The organism is Kaustia mangrovi (assembly GCF_015482775.1).
GTDB lineage: Bacteria > Pseudomonadota > Alphaproteobacteria > Rhizobiales > Im1 > Kaustia > Kaustia mangrovi.
Window position 1 is genome coordinate 3,946,007 of sequence record NZ_CP058214.1, and the last position, 23,557, is coordinate 3,969,563.

At 68.7% G+C, this 23,557-nt stretch carries 27 protein-coding genes; 20 read left to right on the top strand and 7 right to left on the bottom strand.

Annotated elements, in window-relative coordinates; translation table 11 throughout:
• The first annotated feature begins 59 nt into the window (after positions 1–59).
• The 4 genes from HW532_RS18615 to HW532_RS18630 are packed head-to-tail and all read left to right on the top strand — an operon-like array spanning position 60 to position 2,415.
• Positions 60–1,484 carry a phage tail sheath C-terminal domain-containing protein gene (locus HW532_RS18615; RefSeq protein WP_213161897.1) on the top strand — a complete coding sequence of 475 codons (1,425 nt, stop codon included), beginning with the start codon at positions 60–62 and terminating at the stop codon, positions 1,482–1,484.
• Positions 1,485–1,496: 12 nt separating this feature from the next.
• Positions 1,497–2,000: a phage major tail tube protein gene (locus HW532_RS18620; protein WP_213161898.1), complete on the top strand. Its 504-nt coding sequence runs from the start codon at positions 1,497–1,499 to the stop codon at positions 1,998–2,000.
• A gap of 8 nt (positions 2,001–2,008) precedes the next feature.
• Positions 2,009–2,287 (top strand): phage tail assembly protein, encoded by a 279-nt coding sequence (locus HW532_RS18625; protein ID WP_213161899.1) that lies wholly within the window; start codon positions 2,009–2,011, stop codon positions 2,285–2,287.
• Positions 2,284–2,415: a GpE family phage tail protein gene (locus tag HW532_RS18630; protein WP_213161900.1), complete on the top strand. Its 132-nt coding sequence runs from the start codon at positions 2,284–2,286 to the stop codon at positions 2,413–2,415. Before HW532_RS18625 ends, HW532_RS18630 begins: the two co-directional genes overlap by 4 nt.
• Here HW532_RS18630 and HW532_RS18635 read toward each other — a convergent pair.
• Positions 2,405–2,671 (bottom strand): hypothetical protein, encoded by a 267-nt coding sequence (locus HW532_RS18635; protein WP_213161901.1) that lies wholly within the window; start codon positions 2,669–2,671, stop codon positions 2,405–2,407. The two genes, HW532_RS18630 and HW532_RS18635, sit on opposite strands and share 11 nt — an antisense overlap.
• A 14-nt stretch (positions 2,672–2,685) precedes the next feature.
• Between HW532_RS18635 and HW532_RS18640 the strand changes: the two genes are divergently transcribed.
• The 9 genes from HW532_RS18640 (at position 2,686) to HW532_RS18680 (ending at position 10,793) form a co-directional block, all read left to right on the top strand.
• Positions 2,686–4,710, top strand: a complete 2,025-nt coding sequence (locus HW532_RS18640) for a phage tail tape measure protein (protein WP_213161902.1) — start codon at positions 2,686–2,688, stop codon at positions 4,708–4,710.
• Positions 4,711–5,136, top strand: coding sequence for a phage tail protein (locus HW532_RS18645; protein ID WP_213161903.1), 426 nt, complete (start codon positions 4,711–4,713; stop codon positions 5,134–5,136).
• Positions 5,133–5,336: a tail protein X gene (locus tag HW532_RS18650; protein ID WP_246479300.1), complete on the top strand. Its 204-nt coding sequence runs from the start codon at positions 5,133–5,135 to the stop codon at positions 5,334–5,336. The genes HW532_RS18645 and HW532_RS18650 overlap by 4 nt, the downstream gene beginning before the upstream one ends.
• 27 nt (positions 5,337–5,363) lie before the next feature.
• On the top strand, positions 5,364–5,642 hold the full coding sequence (locus tag HW532_RS18655; RefSeq protein ID WP_213161904.1) for a DUF2312 domain-containing protein: 279 nt from the start codon (positions 5,364–5,366) through the stop codon (positions 5,640–5,642).
• Positions 5,643–5,646: 4 nt separating this feature from the next.
• Positions 5,647–6,621 carry a phage late control D family protein gene (locus HW532_RS18660; protein WP_213161905.1) on the top strand — a complete coding sequence of 325 codons (975 nt, stop codon included), beginning with the start codon at positions 5,647–5,649 and terminating at the stop codon, positions 6,619–6,621.
• Between the two features lie 139 nt (positions 6,622–6,760).
• Entirely contained in the window at positions 6,761–6,982 is a 222-nt protein-coding gene (locus HW532_RS22565) for a Com family DNA-binding transcriptional regulator (protein WP_425491962.1), read from the top strand.
• Positions 6,940–7,647, top strand: coding sequence for a DNA-methyltransferase (locus tag HW532_RS18670; protein ID WP_213161907.1), 708 nt, complete (start codon positions 6,940–6,942; stop codon positions 7,645–7,647). The genes HW532_RS22565 and HW532_RS18670 overlap by 43 nt, the downstream gene beginning before the upstream one ends.
• 664 nt (positions 7,648–8,311) lie before the next feature.
• Positions 8,312–9,805 (top strand): IMP dehydrogenase, encoded by a 1,494-nt coding sequence (guaB, locus tag HW532_RS18675; RefSeq protein ID WP_213161908.1) that lies wholly within the window; start codon positions 8,312–8,314, stop codon positions 9,803–9,805.
• 19 nt (positions 9,806–9,824) lie between these two features.
• Positions 9,825–10,793: a glycerophosphodiester phosphodiesterase family protein gene (locus HW532_RS18680; protein WP_213161909.1), complete on the top strand. Its 969-nt coding sequence runs from the start codon at positions 9,825–9,827 to the stop codon at positions 10,791–10,793.
• Between the two features lie 41 nt (positions 10,794–10,834).
• Here the strand turns inward: HW532_RS18680 and HW532_RS18685 are convergent, their stop codons facing one another.
• Entirely contained in the window at positions 10,835–12,229 is a 1,395-nt protein-coding gene (locus tag HW532_RS18685; protein ID WP_213161910.1) for an amidase, read from the bottom strand.
• A gap of 142 nt (positions 12,230–12,371) precedes the next feature.
• Positions 12,372–12,908 carry a superoxide dismutase family protein gene (locus HW532_RS18690; RefSeq protein WP_213161911.1) on the bottom strand — a complete coding sequence of 179 codons (537 nt, stop codon included), beginning with the start codon at positions 12,906–12,908 and terminating at the stop codon, positions 12,372–12,374.
• 193 nt (positions 12,909–13,101) lie between these two features.
• Here HW532_RS18690 and HW532_RS18695 point away from each other — a divergent pair, with 193 nt between their 5' ends.
• Positions 13,102–14,397: an RsmB/NOP family class I SAM-dependent RNA methyltransferase gene (locus HW532_RS18695; RefSeq protein WP_213161912.1), complete on the top strand. Its 1,296-nt coding sequence runs from the start codon at positions 13,102–13,104 to the stop codon at positions 14,395–14,397.
• A 152-nt stretch (positions 14,398–14,549) separates the two neighbouring features.
• Here HW532_RS18695 and HW532_RS18700 read toward each other — a convergent pair whose 3' ends face one another.
• Positions 14,550–15,194, bottom strand: a complete 645-nt coding sequence (locus HW532_RS18700; RefSeq protein ID WP_213161913.1) for a TetR/AcrR family transcriptional regulator — start codon at positions 15,192–15,194, stop codon at positions 14,550–14,552.
• Between the two features lie 69 nt (positions 15,195–15,263).
• On the opposite strand from HW532_RS18700, the gene HW532_RS18705 reads away from it, so the two are divergent.
• Together HW532_RS18705 and guaA are read left to right on the top strand one after the other, a co-directional pair.
• Complete coding sequence (locus tag HW532_RS18705; RefSeq protein ID WP_213161914.1) at positions 15,264–15,614, top strand: serine hydrolase; 351 nt, start codon at positions 15,264–15,266, stop codon at positions 15,612–15,614.
• Between the two features lie 148 nt (positions 15,615–15,762).
• A complete protein-coding gene (gene guaA / locus HW532_RS18710) occupies positions 15,763–17,310 on the top strand; it encodes a glutamine-hydrolyzing GMP synthase (RefSeq protein WP_213161915.1) in 1,548 nt (515 codons plus the stop codon).
• A gap of 109 nt (positions 17,311–17,419) precedes the next feature.
• On the opposite strand, the gene HW532_RS18715 is transcribed toward guaA, so the two are convergent.
• The gene (locus HW532_RS18715) at positions 17,420–18,298 is read right to left on the bottom strand and encodes a LysR family transcriptional regulator (protein ID WP_213161916.1); all 879 of its coding nucleotides are present in this window, start codon (positions 18,296–18,298) and stop codon (positions 17,420–17,422) included.
• Positions 18,299–18,316: 18 nt separating this feature from the next.
• Entirely contained in the window at positions 18,317–18,628 is a 312-nt protein-coding gene (locus tag HW532_RS18720) for a hypothetical protein (RefSeq protein WP_213164698.1), read from the bottom strand.
• On the opposite strand from HW532_RS18720, the gene HW532_RS18725 reads away from it, so the two are divergent.
• Both HW532_RS18725 and HW532_RS18730 read left to right on the top strand, forming a co-directional pair.
• Entirely contained in the window at positions 18,627–19,781 is a 1,155-nt protein-coding gene (locus tag HW532_RS18725; protein WP_246479301.1) for a YbfB/YjiJ family MFS transporter, read from the top strand. The genes HW532_RS18720 and HW532_RS18725 overlap by 2 nt on opposite strands.
• Positions 19,782–19,926: 145 nt before the next feature.
• Entirely contained in the window at positions 19,927–21,003 is a 1,077-nt protein-coding gene (locus HW532_RS18730; protein ID WP_213161918.1) for an NAD(P)H-dependent flavin oxidoreductase, read from the top strand.
• A 107-nt stretch (positions 21,004–21,110) separates the two neighbouring features.
• On the opposite strand, the gene HW532_RS18735 is transcribed toward HW532_RS18730, so the two are convergent.
• Positions 21,111–21,677 carry a TetR/AcrR family transcriptional regulator gene (locus HW532_RS18735; protein ID WP_246479302.1) on the bottom strand — a complete coding sequence of 189 codons (567 nt, stop codon included), beginning with the start codon at positions 21,675–21,677 and terminating at the stop codon, positions 21,111–21,113.
• 119 nt (positions 21,678–21,796) lie between these two features.
• Here HW532_RS18735 and HW532_RS18740 point away from each other — a divergent pair, with 119 nt between their 5' ends.
• The gene (locus HW532_RS18740) at positions 21,797–22,804 is read left to right on the top strand and encodes an NAD(P)-dependent oxidoreductase (RefSeq protein WP_213161920.1); all 1,008 of its coding nucleotides are present in this window, start codon (positions 21,797–21,799) and stop codon (positions 22,802–22,804) included.
• Positions 22,805–23,172: 368 nt separating this feature from the next.
• Entirely contained in the window at positions 23,173–23,523 is a 351-nt protein-coding gene (locus HW532_RS18745; RefSeq protein WP_213161921.1) for an ArsC family reductase, read from the top strand.
• The last annotated feature ends 34 nt before the right edge of the window (positions 23,524–23,557 follow it).

The following is a 23,557-nucleotide window of genomic DNA, read 5'->3' on the forward strand; positions in this document are numbered from 1 at the left end:
TGCGACATCTCTAGGGGAATTGCCGGAGCGTAGCCGGCGGCCTCACGGAGATCAAGCGCATGACCACCGAATATCTGCACGGCGTCCGGGCGATCGAGATCAGCGACGGCCTGCGGCCTGTGCGCCGCGCCCGCTCGTCCGTCATCGGGCTCGTCGGCACCGCGCCCGACGCCGACGCGGCGGCCTTTCCGATCAACACGCCGGTCGTAGTGGCCGGCAATACGCGCACCGCCGCGCTGCTCGGGCAGTCCGGCACGCTCGGCGACGCCATGGCCGCGATCTATGCGCAGATCGGCGCCATCGTCGTCGTGGTCCGCGTCGAGGAGGGGGGCACAGCCGAAGAGACGCTCTCCAATGTCATCGGCGACCCGCTGGCCAAGACGGGCGCTTACGCGCTCATGACCGCCGAGCAGGTGACGGGCTACAAGCCGCGCATCCTGATCGCGCCGGGCTTCACGTCCGACCGGCCGGCGACGGGTATTCAGCGCATCGACGTGACGGCCGGTGGCACGGACTACACCGAGGCGCCGACCGTCGAGCTCGACGGCGCACCGACCGTGGCGGCGGAGGCCACCGCCGTCATCGAGAACGGCGCGGTCACGGCCGTGCTCGTCACCCAGCCGGGCCTTGGCTATGCGGCCGCGCCGACCGTGACCTTCACCGGCGGCGGCGGGGCGGACGCGACGGCGACCGCCGTGCTCGGCACGACCGCCAACCCGGTGACGGCCGCACTCACCGGCATCGCCAGCCAGCTTCGCGGCTGGGTCTTCGCGGACGGGCCGAACACGACCAACGCGGCCGCGATCTCCGCGCGCGGCGATTACGGCTCCGACCGGCTCATGCTGTTCGATCCGCACCCGCTGGTGTGGGATACTGGCAACGACACCAACGTCACCCGGCCGGCTTCCGCATACGCTGCCGGCGTCCAGGCTTGGGTGGATAACAAGCACGGTTTCTGGTGGCCGCTGTCGAACCGGCCGGTCAACGGCATCGTCGGTGCGACGCGGCCCATCGCCTTCTCGATCGGCGATGCCAACTCCGAGCACAATCTGCTCAACGAGAACGAGATCACGACGATCATCCGCAAGGACGGCTTCCGGTTCTTCGGGCTGCGCTCGACCGGCTCCGATCCGCTCTGGGCCTTCCTGTCGGTGCGGCGCACGGCCGACATGATCATGGACGAGATCGAGGCCTCGCATCTGTGGGCGCTCGACCGGCCGTTCTCGCAGCAGCTCGTCCGCGAGATCGTGGAGAGCGTGAACGCCTATCTGCGCACGCTGATCGTGGAGGGCGCCATCGTCGGCGGCGCGGCCTGGCTCAATCCCGATTTCAATCAGCAGTCCGACCTCGTCCAGGGCAAGCTCGCCATCGATTTCGACATCGAGCCCGTGGCGCCCATCGAGCGGCTGACCTTCCGCGTCCACCGCAACCCCGAATACTACACCGCCGCGATCGAGGAGATCGTCCGCGACCTGGCGGCCTAGAGGAGCTGACGCATGCTCGATTACGTTCTGCGCAACTGCACCCTGTTCGTCGACGGCATCGGCCTTCACGGGGCGGTCACCACCATCACCCTGCCCAAGCTCACCGAAAAGGTGGAGGAGCATCGCGGCGGCGGCATGGACGGGCCGATCGACATGGCGCTCGGGCTGGAGAAGCTCGAGGCGGGCCTGGAGATCGCCGACTACGACCCGCGCGTGCTGGGCCTGTGGGGCCTGGCGCCGGGCGTCGTCAAGCCCTTCACCGCGCGGGGGCATCTCGTCGGCGAGGACGGCGAGGACCGCTCTGCGGAGATCAACATGCGCGGCCGTCTGCGCGAGGCCGATCCCGGCGACTGGAAGCCGGGCGAGCGGGCGCTTCTGAAGGGCATGATCTCCTTACGCTACTACAAGCTCACCATCGGCGACGAGCTGATCCACGAGATCGACCTGCTCGCCGGCATCCGCACCATCAACGGCACCGACCAGCTTGTGGCCATGCGCCGCGCGCTGGGGCTCTAGGAGGGATTATGGCGCCCATCGAGTACACGCTGCTTCACCCGAAGGAGGTTTCGCGCGGGCGGACGATCTCGACTGTCACGCTGCGCCGGCCGACTGGCAAGGATATCCGCGCTATCGGCAATGTGCGCCGGCTGGAGGACACCGATTTCCTGGTGAAGCTGGTGGCCGATATGAGCGGGCTCGAGCTGGCGGTCATCGACGAGCTCGACGGCGAGGACGTGCTGGCGCTCGTGGAGCGCGTCTCGGGTTTTTTCGACAGTGCCCCGGCGAGGACGTCGACGAGTTGATCGCGGATATCTGCGCGGTCTTCGCCTGGTCGCTGTGGGAGGTCGAGGCCATGCCGGCCGACGAACTGGTCGCCTGGCACGGGCGCGCGATGGAGCGGGCGACGCTGAAAGCCAGGCTCAGGCTTTAGCCTCTTCCCCGTCGCCCTTTTTCATCTCGGCCGCGATCTTGCGGGCGAGGCGCTCGTCCCGCTCCTCGATGGCGTCGCCGGCGGATTTCATGATCCGGTCGATGAGCCGGGAGATCAGGACAAAAGGAATGAGGACGCCGGCGATAACGGACACCCAGATAATCACGTCCATCACAACTTCGGGCAGTGCCAGATAGCTCTGGGCGAACGTGAGGCCAAATCCTCCGAGAAACAGGACGAGCAGAAATCTAATCATAGCGGACAGCCCCCATGGCCAATTTCGACGTTGGCGTCACTGTACGCCTGATTGACCGGTTCAAGCAACCTGCGCGGGCATTGGGCGGCGCGCTCGGCCGCCTGGGCGACCGCTTCCGGAGCTTCGGACAATCGGCGGGCAGTGCCGGTCGCGAAGTGGACACCTTCGCCGACCGCATCAGCACGCGCTTCGAGAAGCTGCAAGGCACGTTGGGCGCGCTTGGCATGTCGTCGCTTGCCCTCGGGCCCATGCAGCAGACGGGCGACGCCATCATGCGCGCCATGCGCAAGCCCATGGCGGCGAGCGAGAGCTTCGAGGACCGGTTGATCGCCTTCGGCAACACCGCTGGCATCTACGGCGCCTCGCTCAAGACCATCGAGGACCGGCTCGACGCGCTCGGCCCCGCCACCAACCGCTCCGCCGGCGAGCTTCTCGAAGCGCTCGAAGTGCTGGTCGCCAAGGGGCTCGAGCCCGATCAGGCGCTCGGCGCGCTCGAGGCCGTGGGCAAGGGCGCGACGGCCACCAAGGCGCGCGTGGAGGAGATGGCGGCGGGATCCTTCGCGGTGCTCTCCAACCTCAAGGTGCCGGTGGAGGATCTCACTGCCGCGCTCGACGCCATGCATCTCGCCGGCCAGCGCGGAGGCTTCGAACTCAAGAACATGGCGAAGGAGTTCCCCATGCTCACCGCCGCCGCGGCCGGGCTCAAGATGCGTGGCGTCGGTGCGGTGGCGGACATCTCCGCCGCGCTTCAGGTGGCATTGAAGGGGGCGGGCTCCCCCGACATCGCGGCGAACAACATGCAGAACTTCATGAACAAGCTCACCGCGCCGCTCACGGTCAAGAACTTCGCCGACTTCGGCGTCGATCTGGAGAAAGAGCTGGCCAAGGCGGCCGAGCGCGGAATCTCGCCGATCGAGCACATGCTCGAGGTGATCCAGGAGGTGACCGGCGGCGACATGTTCCGTGTCGGAGAGATCTTCCAGGACAAGCAGGTGCGGGAATTCCTGGTGCCCATGCTCGCCAACATGGAGGAGTATCGCCGGATCCGCGACGAGGCTATGGCCGCGCGCGGCGTGATCGACGAAGACTATGTCCGCCAGGTGGACAATGCGGCGGCGTCCACTAACCGATTGGCGAATGCGACCGAACGGCTCCAGCGTTCCATAGGCGATGCCGTCAACCCCGATGTTGCCTCCATGAAGGACCGACTTGCCGGCTGGCTGGACCGGGTAAACGCCTTGATCGAAAGCGAGCCCGACGCGGCCAAATGGATAGGTAGGCTGTCGTTGTTCGCCGGCTGGGTGGCCTCTCTGACAGCCAAGATCGGCTCGGTCGCAGTAGGCATCGCCGGCTTTATCGCCGTCATGAAGATGGCCTTCGGCTTCGTGCCGGGCGCCAGGCTGCTCGGCAGTGTTCTGCGCGGTATCGGGCGCGGCGCGGGGGCGTTGGCTCGCCTCGGCCGGGCCGGCTTCGGCGGCTTTTTCTCGGGCCTCGCCAAGGGCGCCAAGACGGCGGCGGCCGAAGTCGGCCCGCTAAGCCGGAAGACCGGCACCCTTCTCGGCCGCTTCAAAGGGCTTTTGAACGTCCGCAACGCCCTCAAGGTCGGCGGCGCCCTCGCGCTCGGCTCGGCCATGGTGGACGATCTCACGCGCAGCGTGGACGAGCGGCTCAAGGCCTCCGAGGCCTCCGCCGCGCGCTTCAAGGCCGCCGAGAACGCCCTCGACGACACCGCCTTCGGGCGCGCCTGGTCGAGCCTCGTGGAGGTCGCCGACAGCCTCAAGGCGCGGCTCGGCCTGGCAGATGGCGAGGCCCCGAAGCGCAAGATGCTCGAGGACGTCGCCCAGGAGGTCGACCAGAGCCGCACGGTCAACCAGGACGTTGCGATCTCCAACAACATCACCGTCAACGCCCGGACCGATGCCTCGCCGCAGGCCATCGGCAACGCGGTGGCGCGCGGGGCGGAGGACGGCACGCGCCGGGCCTCCGGCGCGCTGCACGACGGCGGCGCCTTCGGCCCGGCCTATCAGGGGGCGCCGTAAATGGCCGGCGTGCTCATGGGGCTCGGGCCGCTGCGCTTCGAGGTGGCGAAGACGGCCTATGAGGAGCTCGCCCGCAAGGCGGAGGCCCGCTGGCCCGCCCAGGAGCGCATCGGCCGCGCGCCGGCGCTCCAGTTCGTCGGGCCGGGCGCGGACACCATCGAGCTCAACGGCACCGTCTATCCCGGCCAGATCGGCTCGGCCGACACCGTCGACCGGATGCGCGAGCTGGCAACGGACGGCGAGGCGATGATGCTCGTCTCCGGCACGGGCCGCGTCTTCGGCCGCTTCGTCATCGTGCGCGCGGAGCACACCGGCTCGCATTTCGACGAGCGGGGCGGCGCGCGCCGACTTGAGTTCCGGCTGGAGGTCCGCGCCTATGGCGAGGACGGCAAGGGCTCCTCCAGCGTGTGGAGGCTTTACCGATGATGGCGAGATCCCGCGAGGGCGACACGATAGACCTCATCGCCTGGCGCGAGATGGGCACGACCACGGCGGTGGAGGAGATCCTGGAGCTCAATCCCGCGCTCGCCCGCCTCGACCCCGTGCTGCCCATCGGCACACCGGTCGAGCTGCCCGAGATCGTGCCGTCGCCGCCCGTCCGCCAGACGGTGCGGCTGTGGGATTGAGCGGATCCGACCGAAGGAGCGAAAGCCATGCAGAACCCCGATCGACAGTCCGGCCTGCCCGCCGGCCAGCTTCGCAGCTTCGTGGAGCGCATCGAGCGGCTGGAGGAGGAGAAGACCTCCATCGGCGCCGACATCAAGGAGGTCTATGCGGAGGCCAAGGCCCACGGCTTCGACACCAAGATTATGCGCAAGGTGATCGGCTTGAGGAAGAAGGACCGCGCCGAGCGCGAGGAAGAGGACACGATCCTCGATCTCTACATGCACGCGCTCGGCATGGTGCCCGAGCAGGCCGCGCCGGACGATTGAGCGCATGACGCCCGCCTTCCGCGTGTTCGCCGACGGGACCGACGCGACGGCGCCGATCGCCGACCGGCTCCTGGAGCTCACCGTCACCGACAGTCCCGGCATGGAGGCCGACGAGGTCGCCTTGCGGATCGACGATCGCGGCCACCGCGTGGCGCTGCCCCGGCGCGGCGCGGGGCTCAGGGTGCAGCTCGGCTATCTGGAGACGGGGCTTGCCGATATGGGGCTCTATACCGTCGACGAGGTGGAGGTCGAGGGCCCGCCCTGGACCATCGGCGTGCGCGGCCGCTCGGCCGACATGCGCGAGAGCTTCAAGGAGCAGAAGAGCCGTCATTGGGAGGAGACGACGCTTGGCGACGTCGTCGGCAGGATTGCCGGCGAGCACGGCCTCGCCGCCGCTGTGGATCCCGCCATCGCGGACCGGCCGATCCCGTATTTCGCGCAGACGGCGGAGAGCGACCTCCATTTCGTCACCCGTCTCGCGCGGCGCCACGGCGCCATCGCCAAGCCCGCCGGCGGCGCGCTCGTCGTCACGACGCGGGGCAGCGGGCGCACCGGCTCCGGCATGGCGATCCCCGCATTGACCGTGCGGCCGGGCGACGTGACGACGGTGCGCGCCACCTTGCGCGACCGCCCGGCCCACCGCGCCGTCCAGGCCGACTGGCAGGACCGCGCCCGCGTCTCCCGCGAGCCGGTGATCGTCGGCGAGGGCGAGCCGAAGATGATCCTGCCCCATGTCTACCCGGACGAGGAGGAGGCCCGCCGCGCGGCGGACGCCCGCGCCCGCGAGCTCGACACCGCGAAGGGCCGCCTGTCGGTGGAGATGCCCGGCGCGACGTCCATCGTCGCCGAGCGCCAGGTGGCGCTTGCCGGCTTCCGCGATGGCCTCGACGGCCTGTGGACCGTGACCCGTGCCGAGCACGTCCTCGACGGGAACGGGTATCGGACCCGTTTCGAGGCGGAGGCCGGCAAGGAGACCTGAATTCCCCCGGCCGACGGGGGACGGGGCGCGGCAACGCCCCGAACCGGGAGAAAGCGCTCCCATGACCGCAAGCGGCCGCCTCGCGGCCATCCCGCCACCGTGGACCACGGCGGTGGGGGATATATCCCAGGACCCATTAATGGAGAGTATCAGTATCCGGTGCGGATCTTGCCGCCGCCTCTTGTGCAAGACGGCGGAGCGAGCGATAGCTGGCGTCGTCGAGATCAAGTGCCCGCGCTGCGGGACGATCAACAGCCTGAGGCCCACGAGCCCTCAACCCGAACGCCAGCCGGAGCGTCCTGAGAAAGACAAGGACGCATGCACTGGCAGCTCCATAACACCGACGCCATCGCCTGGCTGATCGACCAGTCGCCCGACCAGTTCGATGCCCTGGTGACCGACCCGCCCTATTCCTCCGGCGGGCTCCACACGAAGGACCGCACGGCCGACAGCGCCAACAAGAAGTATCTCAGCAGCCCTAGCCTCTATCCGGAGTTCGCCGGCGAGAATCGCGACCAGTTCAGCTATATGCAGTGGTCCACGCTCTGGCTCACTGCCGCCCACCGGACGCTGAAGCCCGGTGCGCCGGCCATGATCTTCACCGACTGGCGCCAGCTCGCCGTCATGTCCTCCGCAATCCAGGCTGCGGGCTTCACCCTTCGCGGCTGCATCGCCTGGGACAAGACCGAGGCCGTCCGCCCCCAGAAGGGCCGCTTCCGCCAGCAGGCGGAGTTCATCCTCTGGGGCTCCAAGGGCCCCTGGCACGACAAGGCCGGCCCGACGCATCCCGGCGTCTTCCGCGTCCCCGTGACCGCCGGCGGCCCCAAGCGCCACACGACCGGCAAGCCCGTCCCCCTCATGGAGGCGCTGGTGAAAGCCTGCCCGCCGGGAATCGTCCTCGACCCCTTCGCCGGCTCCGCCTCGACAGGCGTGGCCACACTCCGCTCTGGCCGCCGCTTCGTCGGCGTCGAGCGGGAGGAGGCGTACTACAGGATCGCGTGTGAACGGCTCAGCGAGGAGGGCTAGGGCTCGACAACGTTCAAGGGCCGCTCGAGGGAGTATCGAGCGGCCCTCACTTGACCTTCGAAACCCGGCGCGGCTACAGGATGCAGTGGCTACAGATTCAAGTGTCCGACACTCCAATTTGATGTGTCCGGCTACAGCGGGGGTGACGACAGGGTGACAGGGACGGGGGTGACGACAGGGTGACAGGGGCAGGGGTGACGGCAAGGGGACAGGGGCGAGGCTGAGCGGCGGGGCCTCGTCCTGTCTGGCCGCCCGTTCCTCTTTCAATCGCCACTGGCATGTCTCACCTCCCTGACCACCGATCTCGCCCCGCCCCGATCGCCAGTCCCGTTGTGCCCCAACCGTCATTGCCACCGCCCCCGACCGTCATTCCCGCGAAAGCGGGAATCCATGGACCGTCCCCCTTGCATCCATCGCAGGCGACTGTCCGTATCGAGGCCACCGACGACAGGCCGGAACGGAGCGATATGGCCCTGAAGCGCCATGTTTCTTCGCATTGCGGTTTCGTTGCTGCGGAATCGCTTTGCAAAGGCGTCAACGCGGTGTTAAACACGCTCGCCAACCTGTAGGCATCGGACGGTTTGGTCGCCCGGCCCGGCTGGCGTTCACGAAAAGCGCCGTTGCCGGGATGGTCGGTCAGTCGTTCACATTGGAGGCTGGCACCATGGCGAACGCGGTCGACGCATCGTCCCTTCCCATTTATCTCACCTTCGACGACGTTCTGCTCAAGCCGGCCGAATCGGCCGTCCTGCCCGCCGATGTCGACATCCGCACGCGGCTCACCCGCGATATCACGCTCAATATCCCGATCATCTCGTCGGCCATGGACACCGTCACCGAGGCGCCGCTCGCCATCGCCATGGCGCAGGCCGGCGGCATCGGCGTCCTCCATCGCAACATGACGCCGGAGGAACAGGCCGAGCATGTGCGCCAGGTGAAGAAGTTCGAATCGGGCATGGTCGTGAACCCGCTCACCATCGCCCCGGACGCGACGCTCGCCGACGCCATGGCGGTCATGGAGCGCCACGGCATTTCCGGCATCCCGGTCACCGAGCATGTCGGCAACGGGGCGGGCCGGCTGGTCGGCATCCTGACCAACCGCGACGTCCGTTTCGCCACCGATCCGCGCCAGCCGGTGAGCGAGCTCATGACGCGCGACAACCTCATCACCGTCTCCGAATCGGTCGACCGGGAGGAGGCCAAGCGGCTGCTCCACAAGCACCGGATCGAGAAGCTGCTGGTCGTGGACGGCGACTATCGCTGCGTCGGCCTGATCACGGTCAAGGACATGGAGAAGGCGGCCCGCCACCCGAATGCCGCCAAGGACGAGCAGGGCCGGCTGCGTGTCGCCGCGGCGACCGGCGTGGGCGACAAGGGCTACGACCGGGCCGAGCATCTGGTCGATGCGGGCGTGGACCTCATCGTGGTCGACACCGCGCACGGCCACTCCCATCACGTCCTCGACCAGGTCCGGCGCATCAAGCGACTGAGCAACAAGGTCCAGGTGATTGCCGGCAATGTGGCGACCGCGGATGCCACCAAGGCGCTCATCGATGTCGGTGCCGACGCGGTGAAGGTCGGCATCGGCCCCGGCTCGATCTGCACCACCCGGGTGGTTGCCGGCGTCGGCGTGCCGCAGCTCACCGCCATCATGGACTGCGCCGACGGCGCGCGCGGCTCCGGCGTGCCGGTGATCGCGGATGGCGGCATCAAGTTCTCCGGCGATCTCGCCAAGGCCATCGCCGCCGGTGCCGACTGCGCCATGGCGGGCTCGCTGCTGGCCGGCACCGACGAGAGCCCGGGCGAGGTGTTCCTCTATCAGGGCCGCAGCTACAAGGCCTATCGCGGCATGGGCTCGCTCGGCGCCATGGCGCGCGGCTCCGCCGACCGCTACTTCCAGCAGGAGGTGAAGGACACGCTGAAGCTCGTGCCGGAGGGCATCGAGGGCCAGGTGCCCTACAAGGGCCCGCTCGGCAGCGTGCTGCACCAGCTCGTCGGGGGCCTGCGCGCCGCCATGGGCTATACGGGCTCGGCCTCCATCGCCGACTTCCAGGAACGCGCGCAGTTCATCCGCATCTCCGCGGCCGGCATGCGCGAGAGCCACGTCCACGACGTGACCATCACGCGCGAGTCGCCGAACTATCCGAGCCAGGCCTGACCCGGGAGGCATGCCGGAGATGTGGTGGCGCCTCGGTCTCGCCCTCGTGCTGCTCCTTGCGGGCTTCGTCTATCTCAACAACACCACCCTGCTGGCCTCGCGGCCGGCAGGGGAGCCCGTCCTGCTCGCCCATCGCGGCATAGCCCAGCGCTACCATACGGAGGGTCTCGACTACGAGACCTGCACGGCGGAGCGCATCCTGCCGCCGACGCACGATTACCTGGAGAACACGATCGCCTCCATGCGAGCGAGCTTCGAGGCGGGCGCCGATATCGTGGAGTTCGACATCCATCCTACCACGGACGGGCAGTTCGCCGTCTTCCACGACTGGACGCTCGACTGTCGCACCGATGGCACGGGCGTCACGCGCGAACACTCGATGGCGCAGCTCAAGGCGCTCGATATCGGATATGGCTACACCGCCGACGGCGGCGAGACCTTTCCCTTTCGCGGCAAGGGCGTGGGGGCGATGCCATCGCTGGAGGAGGTCCTCGCAGCCTTTCCGGACCGGCGCTTCCTGATCAATGTGAAGAGCCGCGACCGCGACGAGGGCGCAAGGCTTGCCGCGGTGCTCGCAGCCCTGCCGCCGGACCGCCGCGCCAATTTCATGGTCTATGGGGGCACAGAGCCGGTGGAGGCGGTCCATCGGGCGCTTCCCGAGGTGAAGACGGTCTCGCGCAGCGCGATCAAGGACTGTCTCATCCGCTATGTCGCCTATGGCTGGACCGGGCTGGTGCCGGAGGCCTGCCGGAACAGGGTCGTTCCGCTGCCGGTCAATATCGCGCCGTGGCTGTGGGGGTGGCCTGACCGGCTCGTGGGCCGCATGCGGTCCGTCGGCAGCAGCGTGTTCCTGCTCGGCCCCTATGGCGGCGGCGGCTTCTCCACCGGCATCGACACGGCGGAGGATATCGCACGCATTCCGGACGGCTATGCGGGCGGCGTGTGGACCAACGAGATCGAGACGGTCGCCGGCACCCTTCGGAAATAGGGGCGCCGGCAGACCTGTGCGGCGTCTCGTTTCCCTGCCGCCTAGAGCTCCGGCAGCGGGCGCTGTTCGGGCCGCATCTCCTCGAGCGACAGCATGAGCCGGAGGACGCCCAGATCGTCGAAGCGATGGCCGACGATCTGGATGCCGAGCGGCAGGCCGCCGGAGGTGTAGGTCCAGTTCAGCGAGGCCGCGGGCTGTTCCGACTGGTTGAAGGCCGCCGTGTAGGTGATGTGCTCGAAGGGCTTGGCGGGATCGCTTCCGGGGCAGGGCTCGTCGGCGTCATAGGCCGGGATCGGCGAGGTCGGCAGCAGCAGGAAGTCGTAGGGCTCCGTGGTCGACACGGCGGCGTCGCGCATGGCCATGATCTGGTTGACGGCCTCGGCGAGCTCCACCGCGGTACGGCCCTTGGCTCCTTGCGCCCATTCCGCGATGAAGGGCAGGACCTTGGCGGCCTTTTCCGGCCCGCGCTTTTCCAGATCGCCGAGCGCGCGCGACCGGAACAGGAGGTCGAGACCGTCGAGCATGCTGCGGGTGAGGAACGGGTCCACCGGTTCCACGATCGCGCCGGCGGCCTCCATGGCCCGGGCCGCGCCGTCGAGGGCGCCGAGCATCTCGTCGGTCGGCTCAAGGCCGATGCCGATATTGCGGACGAGGCCGATCTTCAGCCCCTTGAGCGGCATGGGCGCGGCGCCCGCATAGTCGTCGTCGGCCGGCGGCAGGCACATATAGTCGCGCGCATCCGGTTTGGTGAGCGCGCTCATGAGCAGCATGGAATCGGTCACGGTGCGCGTCATCGGGCCCGTCGTGCGGCCCCAATAGGGCGGATAGATCGGGATTCGCCCGAGGCTCGGCTTGTGCGCGAACACGCCGCAGGCCGCCGCCGGAAGGCGCACGGAGCCGCCGATATCGGTGCCGAGCGCGAGCGGGCCGTAGCCCGCCGCGAGCGCAGCGCCGGCGCCGGAGCTCGACCCGCCCGTATTGCGCGAGAGGTCCCAGGGGTTGCGCGTCGTGCCGTGGAGGCTCGAGACACCGGAGGAGAGCATGCCGAGATCGGGCATGGTGGTCTTGCCGACGATCACGCAGCCGGCCTCCTTCACCCGCGCGGTCGGCGGGGCGTCGTCGGTCTCCAGCTTGTCGAGGTCCGCCGCACTGGTGCCCGACGGTGTCGGGTGGCCGGCGGAGGCGATGATGTCCTTCACCGTGATCGGCACGCCATCCATGGGACCGAGCGGCTCGCCGGCGCGGTAGCGCGCCTCCGCGGCCTTCGCGGTCTCGAGCGCGTCGTCGGCCGTGACGAAGTACATGGCGTTGACCTTGTCCTCGCACTTGGCGATGCGGTCGAGAACGGCCTGCGTGGCCTCCACGGGCGACAGCGTGCCCGCGCGGTATTGCTGGGCGAGGGCGACCGCGCTCAGTTCATGCAAAGATCGGCTCATGGATGATGACCTCCCCGGTCGGTTTGGGCTGGACAGGAGAGGCGAGTATGGCGGCTCGCAGCCGCGGTGTCACCCGTGTGGCACCGGCCGGCCCCGACCGGGCCCGCACGCTTGCGTCCCGGCCGGGGGTTGCGGATGGCCGTCACATGCCGGCGGAGATCACCGCGCAGGCGATGCGCGCGCCGGCCCCGCCGATGGGCTGGCTCATCTGGTCGTCCCGGGCCTCGTGGATGACGACCGCCGAGCCGTCCCCGTCCGCGAGATTGGCCCGGCCTTCCACATCGGAGAGCGCGATCCGGTCGGAGAAGAACTCCGCGGTCGCGGTGCCGTCCTCATGGGCGATGAGATTGGGCAGGTCGCCGGAATCGGGCCCGTCCGGGTTCAGCAGGCCGTGCGCGGCCTCGCCGGGGTTGACGTGGCCCTTGGACGCCTTGAATCCTCCGGAGGCATCCTCGCAGGTTCCCACGCTGTGGATATGGATGCCGTGGGGGCCGGCCGGCAGCCCCGTCGCCTCCACGGCGAGGATCACGCCGTTCGGGCCGTCGGTAAGGGTCACCGTGCCGATGGTCTCGCCCTTGGCGTCGACGAGATCGCCCTTGGCCATGTCGTCGGCGGCGCTGGCGAGGGCGGGCAGGGCGATGGCGAAAGCAGCGACGAGCGATGGGAGGGTGTAACGCATGGGGGGAACGCTCCTTCCTTCGTGAATTGGCGGTCCCGTTTCCGGTGAAACGGCGCCTGAACTTGCCCCCGGCGGGACACAGGAAGCCCTCTTGCCGTTTCCACGGCTTGAAAGGTTCAAAACAAGCGCCCATAACCGGGGCGCCTGCCACCTTGAACGAGCGGGCTGATCTCATCAAGGACAACATGACGTTATGACTCCAGGCGGACGGATACAGGCGGCAATCGAGGTTCTGGACGATATTGCCGGGAATCGCCGGCCGGCTTCGGAGGCGCTGAAGGACTGGGGCCGCACCCATCGCTTCGCGGGCGCCGGCGACCGGGCGGCCATCGGCAATCTGGTTTTCGACGCGCTGCGCCACCGCAATTCGCTTGCCGCGCGCATGGGCGACGACGGTGCGCGTGCGCTTGCGCTCGCCGCGGCCGCCGGCATGCTCGACCTCACCGCCGACGCGCTCGACGCCATGTGCGCCGTTCCGCACGGCCCCGGGGCGCTGGGCGAGGCGGAGCGGGCGCGCCTTTCAGGAACGCCTGCGGCGGAGGCGCCGTGGATCGCGGGCGACTATCCCGACTGGCTGCAGCCGGCCTTCGAGCGCGTGTTCGGCGACCGCGCGGCGGAACAGGGGCGGGCGCTCGCCCGGCGCGCGCCCATCGACCTGCGCGTGAACACGCTCAAGGCGACACGCGACAAGGTCCTGCGCGCGCTGGAGCGCTTCGGCGCGCAGGCGACGCCCCTGTCGCCGCTCGGCGTGCGCATCGCGCCGCCCGGCGGCTTCGGCCGCAGCCCCAATGTGGAGCGTGAGCCGGGCCACGGGCGCGGCCATTACGAGGTGCAGGACGAGGGCTCGCAGATCGTGTCCCTGCTGGCCGGCGCGGGGCCGGGCCTCCAGGTTGCCGACATCTGCGCGGGCGGCGGCGGCAAGACGCTCGCCATGGCCGCGCAGATGGACAATCACGGCCAGATCTACGCCTATGACGCCAACATGACCCGGCTTCGGCCGATCTTCGAGCGGCTGCAGCGCGCCGGCGTGCGCAATGCGCAGGTGCTGGGCGCGCACGAGACGGACCGGCTGGAGGGCCTCGAAGGGCGCATGGATCTCGTCCTCGTCGACGCGCCGTGCTCGGGTACGGGGGCCTGGCGCCGCCGGCCGGACGCCAAGTGGCGCCTCACGCCGCGCGCCGTCGAGCGCCGCCTGGCGGAACAGCAGGCCGTGCTGCAGGAGGCCTGCCGGCTGGTGCGCCCCGGCGGCCGGATCGCCTATGTCACCTGTTCCGTCCTGCCGGAGGAGAATGGCGACCGGGTCTCGGCCTTCCTGAAGGCCGACCCGTCCTTCCGCCTCGTGCCGTGGACCGGGTTGTGGGCGCAGGCCGTGGGCGGCGAGCCGCCAGCCTCTGCGGATGGCAGCGAGGAGACGCTTCTCCTCACCCCGGCCGACCACGGCACGGACGGCTTCTTCCTCGCCGTCATGGAGAAGCAGCCGGAGACGTGAGGATTCTCTCACCCCTCGCGGCAAGCGATGGGGCCGGGGCAGCCTGCGCCCAAGCCGAAACACTCCGCTCATCCCGGCGAAAGCCGGGATCTCGGACGTCTTCTGCATGAGATCCCGGTTTTCGCCGGGATGAGCGGGGGAATATCCGGCCTTCAGGCCCTGTGGCGGGCGATCTCGGCGCGGGCGATCCCGGCGATGGCGGCAAGCGCCTCCTCGCTCGCCCCGTCCTGAGCCTGAACGGACATGCCCTGGATAATGGCGCCGACGAAGCGCGCGAGCGCTGCGGCATCCGTGTCGGCGCGCAGGTCGCCTTCCGCGACGCCGCGCGCGAGACGCGCCTCGAGGGCCGCAATGGCGTCCGCCCTGAGGCCGGCGACATGGGTGGCGACCGGCCTGTTCTCAGCCGCGCAGGCGAGTGTCGCGGTGGAGATCATGCAGCCCCGGGGCTGGCCCTCCCGGCAATATTCGTGCGCGGCCTCCCGCAGGAGACGGTCGAAGGCGTCCGCCGCATTGTCCTCCTCCTCGAGCGCGCGCGTGGCGAAGGCGCCGACAGTCTTGCGATAGTCGGCAAGCGCCTCGCGATAGAGCTCCGCCTTCGACTTGAAGGCGGCATAGAGGCTCTGCGGCGTGATCCCCATCGCCGCCGTCAAATCGGCAATGGACGCGCCCTCATAGCCAAGCCGCCAGAAAGTCTGGCGCGCCCGGGCGAGCGCCTCGCCGCGGTCGAATTCCCGCGGCCGGCCACGGGGCCTTCGGGGCGGTTCGGTCCGGTCGGTCTTATTTATCACAACGATCACTCTGGAATTATTGTGTCGGCCTGGCTATTTAAGGAACGATCGCTCCTAATATAGAGATTCCCGAGCCATGTGTCTCCTGCCTCGCCTCGCCTCGCCGTTCTGGAGGCTGTCCGCACTGGCGGAGCGCCTATCCTGAAGGCCCGCACGGTCGAGACCATGATGGCGGACCGGACGGGCCCGCAGGCGCAGACCCAGGGGCCCGGCTGGGGCTTCGGCATCGGTTGGGCGGTGCTCGACGACCCAGAGGCGGCTGGCACGCCGCAGGCGAAGGGCACCATCCAGTGGGGCGGGGCCTATGGGCATAGCTGGTTCGTAGATCCGGCGCGGGGGCTGACCGTCGTCGCGCTGACCGACACGGCCTTCGAGGGCATGTCGGGCCGCTTTCCGGTGGAGATCAGGGACGCGGTCTACGGCCGGTAGGGCCCCACCGGCATGGGGCGGATGCGGGCCAGGCGGCGGGCAAGGGCGCCGGCGCCCGGCGGCGGGACGCCATGGTGCATTGCACAGACACGCAATGTCGCGTAATTCGTCGCCTTGGCCCACTCTTGCAGACGAGTCTCCAAGGCCCATGACCGACCGCATCCTGATCATCGACTTCGGCTCACAGGTCACCCAGCTCATCGCGCGGCGCGTGCGCGAGCAGGGCGTCTATTCCGATATCGTGCCGTTCAACAATGCCGAGGGCGCCATCGACGATCCCTCCATCAAGGGCATAATCCTGTCCGGCGGGCCGGCGAGCGTGACGGAGGCCACGACCCCGCGCGCGCCCGATGGGGTCTATGAGAAGGGCGTGCCGGTGCTCGGCATCTGCTATGGCGAGCAGACCATGTGCGCCCAGCTCGGCGGCGATGTGGAGGCCTCCGACCATCGCGAGTTCGGGAGGGCCTTCGTGGAGATCAGGGACGGTTGCGCCCTGTTCGACGGCGTGTGGGCGCCGGGCGAGCGCCATCAGGTGTGGATGAGCCATGGCGACCGCGTCAACGCCATTCCGGAGGGCTTCCGCGTCGTGGCGGTCAGCGACAATGCGCCCTTCGCCGCCATTGCGGACGACGAGCGCGGCTTCTATGGCGTGCAGTTCCACCCGGAGGTGATGCACACGCCGGACGGGGCGCGCCTCATCGCCAATTTCGCACTCAAGGTGGCCGGCTGCGCGGGCGACTGGACCATGGCCTCCTTCAAGGAGGACGCGATCCGCCGCATTCGCGAGCAGGTCGGCGATGGACGGGTGATCTGCGGCCTGTCGGGCGGCGTCGATTCCGCGGTGACGGCGGTGCTGATCCACGAGGCGATCGGCGAACAGCTCACCTGCATCTTCGTCGATCACGGGCTCATGCGGCTCGGCGAGGCGGACGAGGTGGTGCGCCTGTTCCGCGACGCCTACAACATCCCGCTCGTCAATGTGGACGCCTCCGACCTGTTCCTCGGCGAGCTCGACGGCGTCTCAGACCCGGAGGCGAAGCGCAAGACCATCGGCCGGCTGTTCATCGACGTCTTCGAGGCGGAGGCGAAGAAGATCGGCGGCGCCGACTTCCTGGCCCAGGGCACGCTCTACCCGGATGTCATCGAGAGTGTGTCCTTCGCCGGGGGCCCGTCGGTCACCATCAAGTCGCACCACAATGTGGGCGGGCTGCCGGAGCGGATGAACATGACGCTGGTGGAGCCCCTGCGCGAGCTTTTCAAGGACGAGGTGAGGGCGCTCGGGGCCGAGCTCGGCATGCCGGAGCATTTCGTTGGCCGCCATCCCTTCCCCGGCCCGGGGCTCGCCATCCGCATTCCCGGCGCGCTCAGCCGCGACCGGCTCGAGACGCTGCGCAAGGCCGATGCGATCTATCTGGAGGAGATCCGCAAGGCCGGCCTCTACGACGCCATCTGGCAGGCCTTCGCCGTGCTGCTCCCCGTCCAGACCGTCGGCGTGATGGGCGATGCGCGCACCTACGAGCATGTCTGCGCCCTGCGCGCGGTGACCTCAACCGACGGCATGACGGCGGACTACTACCCCTTCGACCACGATTTCCTCGGCCGCGTCTCCACCCGCATCATCAACGAGGTGAAGGGCATCAACCGCGTCGTCTACGACGTGACGTCGAAACCGCCGGGAACCATCGAGTGGGAGTGATCGAGGCCGATCTGGAACGATCCGGCGGCACGCCGGAGAAGGTCGCGCCCTTTGCGGGAAGAGCGTTTCGCGCCTGTTTGGCTGGAGGGGAACGACGCGGCCGGCTGCTTCAGAGCGGTCCGGCCTGCGGCGACCGGATCATGTCGAGGAATGCGGTCGCCGCGCTGGTCAGGTAGGCGTCTTCCCGTCTGACGAAGAGCGTCTCAGCACGGGCCATGCCGTCGGGCAGCTCGTGGACCGCAATCAGTCCGTCCTGCCAGGCTTTCGCAACGAGCCCCTTCGGCAGAAGCGTGACGCCGATCCCCGCGGCAACGCAGCTCGTAATGGCCTCCAGCGAGCCGAATTCCAGCGGCTCGGCCGTCACGAGACCCAGTTCGGCGAGAAAGGCTTCCAGGCGTTGGCGATAGGAACAGCCGGCCTGGAACACGATCGTCCGGAGGTCCTCGACGGCCCTCAGATCGTCGAGCGTCCGAATGGTGCGGCAGGTCGCGAGCACCAGGTCTTCCTCGAACACCGGATCGCAGTGCAGCTCCGGATGAGCGACGGGGCCGGCAACCAGCGCGGCATCCAGCCGGCACTCGACGACGTCGTCGAGCAACGAGCGCGTGGTGCCGGTCTTCAGGACCAGCCGCACCTCGGGATATGTGCGCGCAAAGTCGGTGAGCACGGGGGAGAGTCTCAGCCCTGCCGTCGTCTCGAGACTTCCGAGCAGCAGAACGCCGCCGGGACGTCCGTCGTCCCGCGTCGCCGACCGCGCATCCGCAAGAAGCTTCGCCAGCCGTCCCGCGAATGGCAGCAGCCGCTGTCCGGCGGGGGTGATCGAGACCCCGCGCGCATGCCGCACGAAGAGGCCGACGCCGAGCTCGTCCTCCAGCGACCGGATCCGCGCTGTCACGTTGGACTGGACGGTGTGCAGCTCTTGCGCGGCCCGGTTCATGCTCCCGAGTCTTGCGACCGCCTCGAACACCCTGAGTTCGCCGACATCCATGCTCAACCTATCGTGTTTTCAGAAATTTATTACAAATGCATATTCAGACAAGAGATAATTTAGAACAGGACACTGACCTAGCGTTCCTGTCGCGTGACGGCGACGAGCAAATTTCCACTCATATTTCAGTCTCTTACGCTCTATACCCCGGCATGAGCTATCGTACCGACTGATATCCGTAATCACAATAAATCGCTTTAACAGTGATGTTTCCCGATAAATATTCACAAAAACCGATATCTGGATTGCTCGAATGGCGCCTCGCACCGCTTCCGCCTCTCGCCGCCGCCGAACGCTGAATGCCTCTCCTGCGATATGGCGTTCGGTCATGTGCGCCTTCTGCGCGAGCCTGATCGGCATCGGGCTGGCCCGCTTTGCCTATACACCGCTGCTGCCGGCGGTCATCGGCGCGCACTGGTTCGAACCGTCGGCGGCGGCCTATCTGGGGGCGGCCAATCTCGCCGGCTATCTGGCGGGCGCGTTGCTCGGGCGGGCAATCTCCAGCCGCCTGTCCCTGCATGTGACGCTGAGGCTGATGATGCTCGTGGCGATGGCGGCCTTCTTCGCCTGTGCCTGGCCGGTCGGCTTCCTCTGGTTCTTCGTATGGCGGTTCGCCGCCGGCGCCGCGGGCGGCACGCTGATGGTGCTCGCCGCGCCAGCCGTCCTGCCGCATGTTCCGCCTGCGCGGCGCGGTCTCGCGGGCGGCGTGATCTTCATGGGCGTCGGTGTCGGTGTGGTCGCCTCCGGCACGGTTGTTCCGTTGCTCCTGCGCGAAGGCCTCCAGCAGACCTGGATCGGGCTCGGCGCGATCTGCCTGCTGCTGACCGTCATCGCCTGGGGCGGCTGGCCGCAAGACGCGCCCGCCAGCCAGCCGGCCTCGCCCCATGCGCATGCACCCAGGCAGGGGCGGCTTCGCGCCCTTTATGTGGAATATGCGCTCAATGCCGGCGGCTGGGTGCCGCACATGATATTCCTCGTCGACTTCGTGGCGCGCGGTCTGCATCAGGGGATCGCGGCGGGGTCCGAATACTGGGTTCTCTTCGGGCTGGGGGCGACATTCGGGCCGGTTCTGGCGGGCCATCTGGCGGATCGCGCCGGGTTCGGCGCCGCGCTTCGCCTCGCGTTCCTGATCGAGGCGGCGGCGGTCTCGATCCCCGCGCTCGGGCTTGGCCCGGCCTGGCTGATCGCCTCCAGCGTCATCGTCGGCGCCTTCGTGACCGGGACGGTGCCGCTCGTGCTGGGACGCATCGGAGAACTCCTGCCGCATCATCCCGCGCAACAAAAGGCCGCCTGGAGCGTGGCGACGGTCTGCTTCGCCCTCTGTCAGGCGTCGGCGGCGTATGGTTTCTCGTTCCTGTTCGGCTGGAGCGGCGGAAATTACGCGCTGCTTTTCGTGCTCGGCACGGCGGCCATGATTGCGGCTCTCGCAATCGATCTGATCGCAGGCGTCCTGTCGCGGCGGGTTCCGGCGGAGGCAGTATGAGCCCGGTATCCGAACGTCCCGCGCCCGATATCGCCATGAGAGCGGCGGACGCCATCATGTGCGACGGTGTCCTTGAGAGGCACCATACCGGATGAATGCCAGCGCCGGAGCGCACTTCTAGCATCCGGCCAGTCAGGAGGGTCACATGGACAGTTCCGCATCCAGCGCATTCTTGGACAGGCTCGGGATGTCCGCGCCTATCATCCAGGCGCCCATGGCGGGGGTATCGACGCCGGCAATGGCGGCGGCCGTGTCGAATGCCGGTGGGCTTGGGTCGCTCGGCGTCGGCGCGATGGCGCCGTCGGCGGCCGCCGAGGCGATCGGTGCGTTCCGCGAACGCTCGTCGGGGCCGCTGAATGTCAACGTCTTCTGCCATCGCCCCGCCGTGCGAGACCCGGAGCGGGAGGCGGCATGGCTCGACGCGCTCCGGCCGGCGTTCGACGAGATCGGGGCGCCGGTGCCCGCCGGCTTGACGGAGATCTACAAGAGCTTCGTGGTCGACCGCGAGATGCTGCGGACGATCGTGGCCGCGCGGCCGGAGGTGGTGAGCTTCCATTTCGGCCTTCCGGACGAGGCCGCGATCAAGGCGCTGCGCGAGGCCGGCTGCTGCCTGATGGGAACCGCGACGACCCTCGACGAGGCGAAGGCCCTGGTGCGCGGCGGCGTTCAGGTCGTCGTGGCCCAGGGGTATGAGGCCGGCGGACATCGCGGCATGTTCGACCCCGACGCTCGCGACGATTGCCTGGGCACCTTGGCGTTGACCCGTCTGCTCGTGCGGGCGCTGGACGGTCCCGTCGTGGCAGCGGGCGGCATCATGGACGGGGCGGGGATCGGCGCGGCATTGTGCCTCGGCGCCGCCGCAGTACAGCTCGGCACGGCCTTCGTCGGTTGCACCGAATCTCTGGCGGACGAGCACTACCGCGCGCTCCTGTTCGGCGACGCCGCCCGTCACACGGTCATGACGCGCGCCATATCCGGCCGGCCCGCCCGCTGTATCGCTAATCGGTTCACGGCGTTCGAACGGCGGCATCCGACGGTCGGCGTGCCCAGCTACCCGGTCGCATACGATGCCGCGAAAACCCTCGCCGCCGCGGCAAGGGACAAGGGCGAGCATGGCTACGGGGCGCATTGGGCAGGCCAGGGCGTGCCCCTGGCACGGTCGCTCCCCGCGGGCGTTCTGGTGAGGCGCCTGATCGAAGAGCTTGCAGCCGACGCACGCTAGAGCGTTTTCCGATCAGGCCGGTGCCGCAACAATCAGACAGGAAGACGCGCCAGGGGCTCGCAAGGCCTGTCGAGACCGGTCGTCGGATGGGGGTGCCGGGGCGACCGTCACAAGGCGCCGCCGATCAGCGAGGCGAAAGCCTCGACGACCTCGGCCTCGCTGCAGCGCCCGCGCACCATGTGTGCCGAGAGCGCCTCGCCCGCGCCGACCAGGCCGACGCAACGGCGCTCCAGTTCGTCCGGCGGCAGGGTGCTGTGGGGCCTGAGCACCGAGACGAACATCTCAACGCTGTTGTCGAGCAGCTCCTGGAAGACGGCAGCTTTCTCCTCGCTTCCCGCCAGGGCGGCGCCCACTGCGTGAAACTCGTCGGTCATGTCGCCGGCACAGCGGATATAGGCGGCTGCCAGCATGGCGACCGTTTCGCCGACGTCCCGGTCGCGGGCGGCCATGGCCTCGCGGAAGGCGTTCACCCGCTCGGCGTCGATCGTCTTGTAAAGCGCGATGAGCAGCCCCGAGCGCGTGCCGAAATGGTCGTAGGCGACGGGTTTGGAGACCCCGGCCCGCTCAGCGAGATGGCCGAGGGTCAGCCGATCCGCGCCCTCCTCGCGAACGATCCCGAGCGCGGTGTCCAGCAACTGACGGCGCCGCTCCGGCCTGGCAAGCCTGCGGGTCACCGACCCCCCTGTCGTATTTGGCATCGCGATCTCGCGCCTCTTGAAAAGCTACTTTTCGTAACTTAATGATGGAAACCTACGATTGGTAAGTTATATAGCCCGCACAAGGAGGCGCTGCAATGTCATCCCATCCCATTCTGCTCGTCGGCGGGTCCGGCGTTGTCGGCCGCCATGCGGCGCGCTTCCTGCGCGAGGCCCATCCCGACCTGCCGCTGCTGATCGCGGGGCGCGATCTGGCGAAGGCGAAGACGGCGGCAGCGGAAATCGGCGGGGCGGACAGCGTGACGCTCGATCTTGCCGCAGACGATCTCGGCCTCGGCGCGCGGCCGGTCGGTGCGGTCGCGGTCCTGTTCATGGACGACCGGATGGCCGGCCTGCATTTCGCCCAGTCTCGCGGGGTGCCCTATATGAGCATCTCGCCGCTCCTTCAGGAAATCGGCCCGGAGGTCGGCGGCTACATCCACAGGCCGGGCGCCGCACCGGTCATTCTCGGCACGGAATGGCTCGTTGGCGCCACGACGGTCCCGACGCTCGAATTCGCCAGGGCGTATGGCCGGCTCGACAGCATCTCCATCGGCGCTCTGCTCGACGACGAGGATACCGGCGGCCCGGCGCAGACCGCGGACCTGGAGCGGGTGACGAAGACCGCGCCCGCCGCCCTTGCGCGGCGAGGGGGCAGGTTCGTCTGGCGCGTCGGCGACGATGCCGTGGCGACGATCCGCGCCGTCGACGGAACCGCGATGGACGCGACTGCCCTGTCGCCGAACGACGTTGTGGGCCTGGCGATGGCGACAGGTGCGCCCAATGTCGAATTCAACCTCGCGACGGGCGTCAGTTCCACGCGCCGTCGGGGCGGGCCGATGTCGACCGAGATCGTCATCGACCTTGCCGGAGAGGACCATGCGGGCCGGCCGCTGCGCACCCGCCATGCCGTCGTCCATCCCGACGGCCAGTTTCCGCTCACCGGGCTCGGTGTCGCCATGGGTCTCGAAAGCGCGGCGGGTCTGGCCGGTGGGCCGGCTGTCCCCGCCGGCCTCTACTTTCCCTACCGGTTGCTGGAGCCCGAGGCCTATCTTGCCCGCCTGGAACGGATCGGCGGGCGTGTGCTGACGCTCGAGACGCCATGACGGCCGGCGAGCTCGTCGTCGCCCGTCGCAGCCTGCCGTCAATGGATGGGAACGCCAGCCTGGCAACGAGACCGCCTGGCTGCCGGTCCAGAAGCTCCAGTCTGCCCCGTGCGTCTGCACGATCTCGATGCAGCCGTGGTCTTGACCGGTTCGTAGGATGCCCGGCGCAGGATGCTGCGGACCCGTGCGACGACCTCCCGGGGGGACGGAACGGGAACCGGGATCCTTCTGGCCTTCGGGAGCCTGATCCTGCCTGGCGCGATGCCGGGAGGCCGCCGCCGGATGGCTCGCAAGGGGGTGCAAACGCCGCACGCCGCCGCTATGGTGCCGGCGCCACGAGCAGGGACCGTCAGACCGGGGGAAGCGCAATGCCCGTCACCATCTACGGCATCAGGAACTGCGATACGATGAAGAAGGCGTTCGCCTGGCTCGACGGCCATGGCGTCGACTACACGTTCCACGACTACAGGAAGCAGGGCGTCGAGCGCGAGGCTCTTCGGCGCTGGTGCGCGGCGGCGGGCTGGGAGACGGTCCTGAACAGGGCCGGCACGACCTTCCGCAAGCTGTCCGACGAGGACAAGGCGGATCTCGACGAGGAGAAGGCCATCGCGCTGATGCTCGGCCAACCCTCGATGATCAAGCGCCCCGTTCTGGAGACGGGCGGGACCGTCGAGATCGGCTTCAAGCCGGAACGGTATGCGGCGGCGTTCGGCGCCTGACGCACGTCTCCGGCGGGGCGGGCGTCGACGGGCG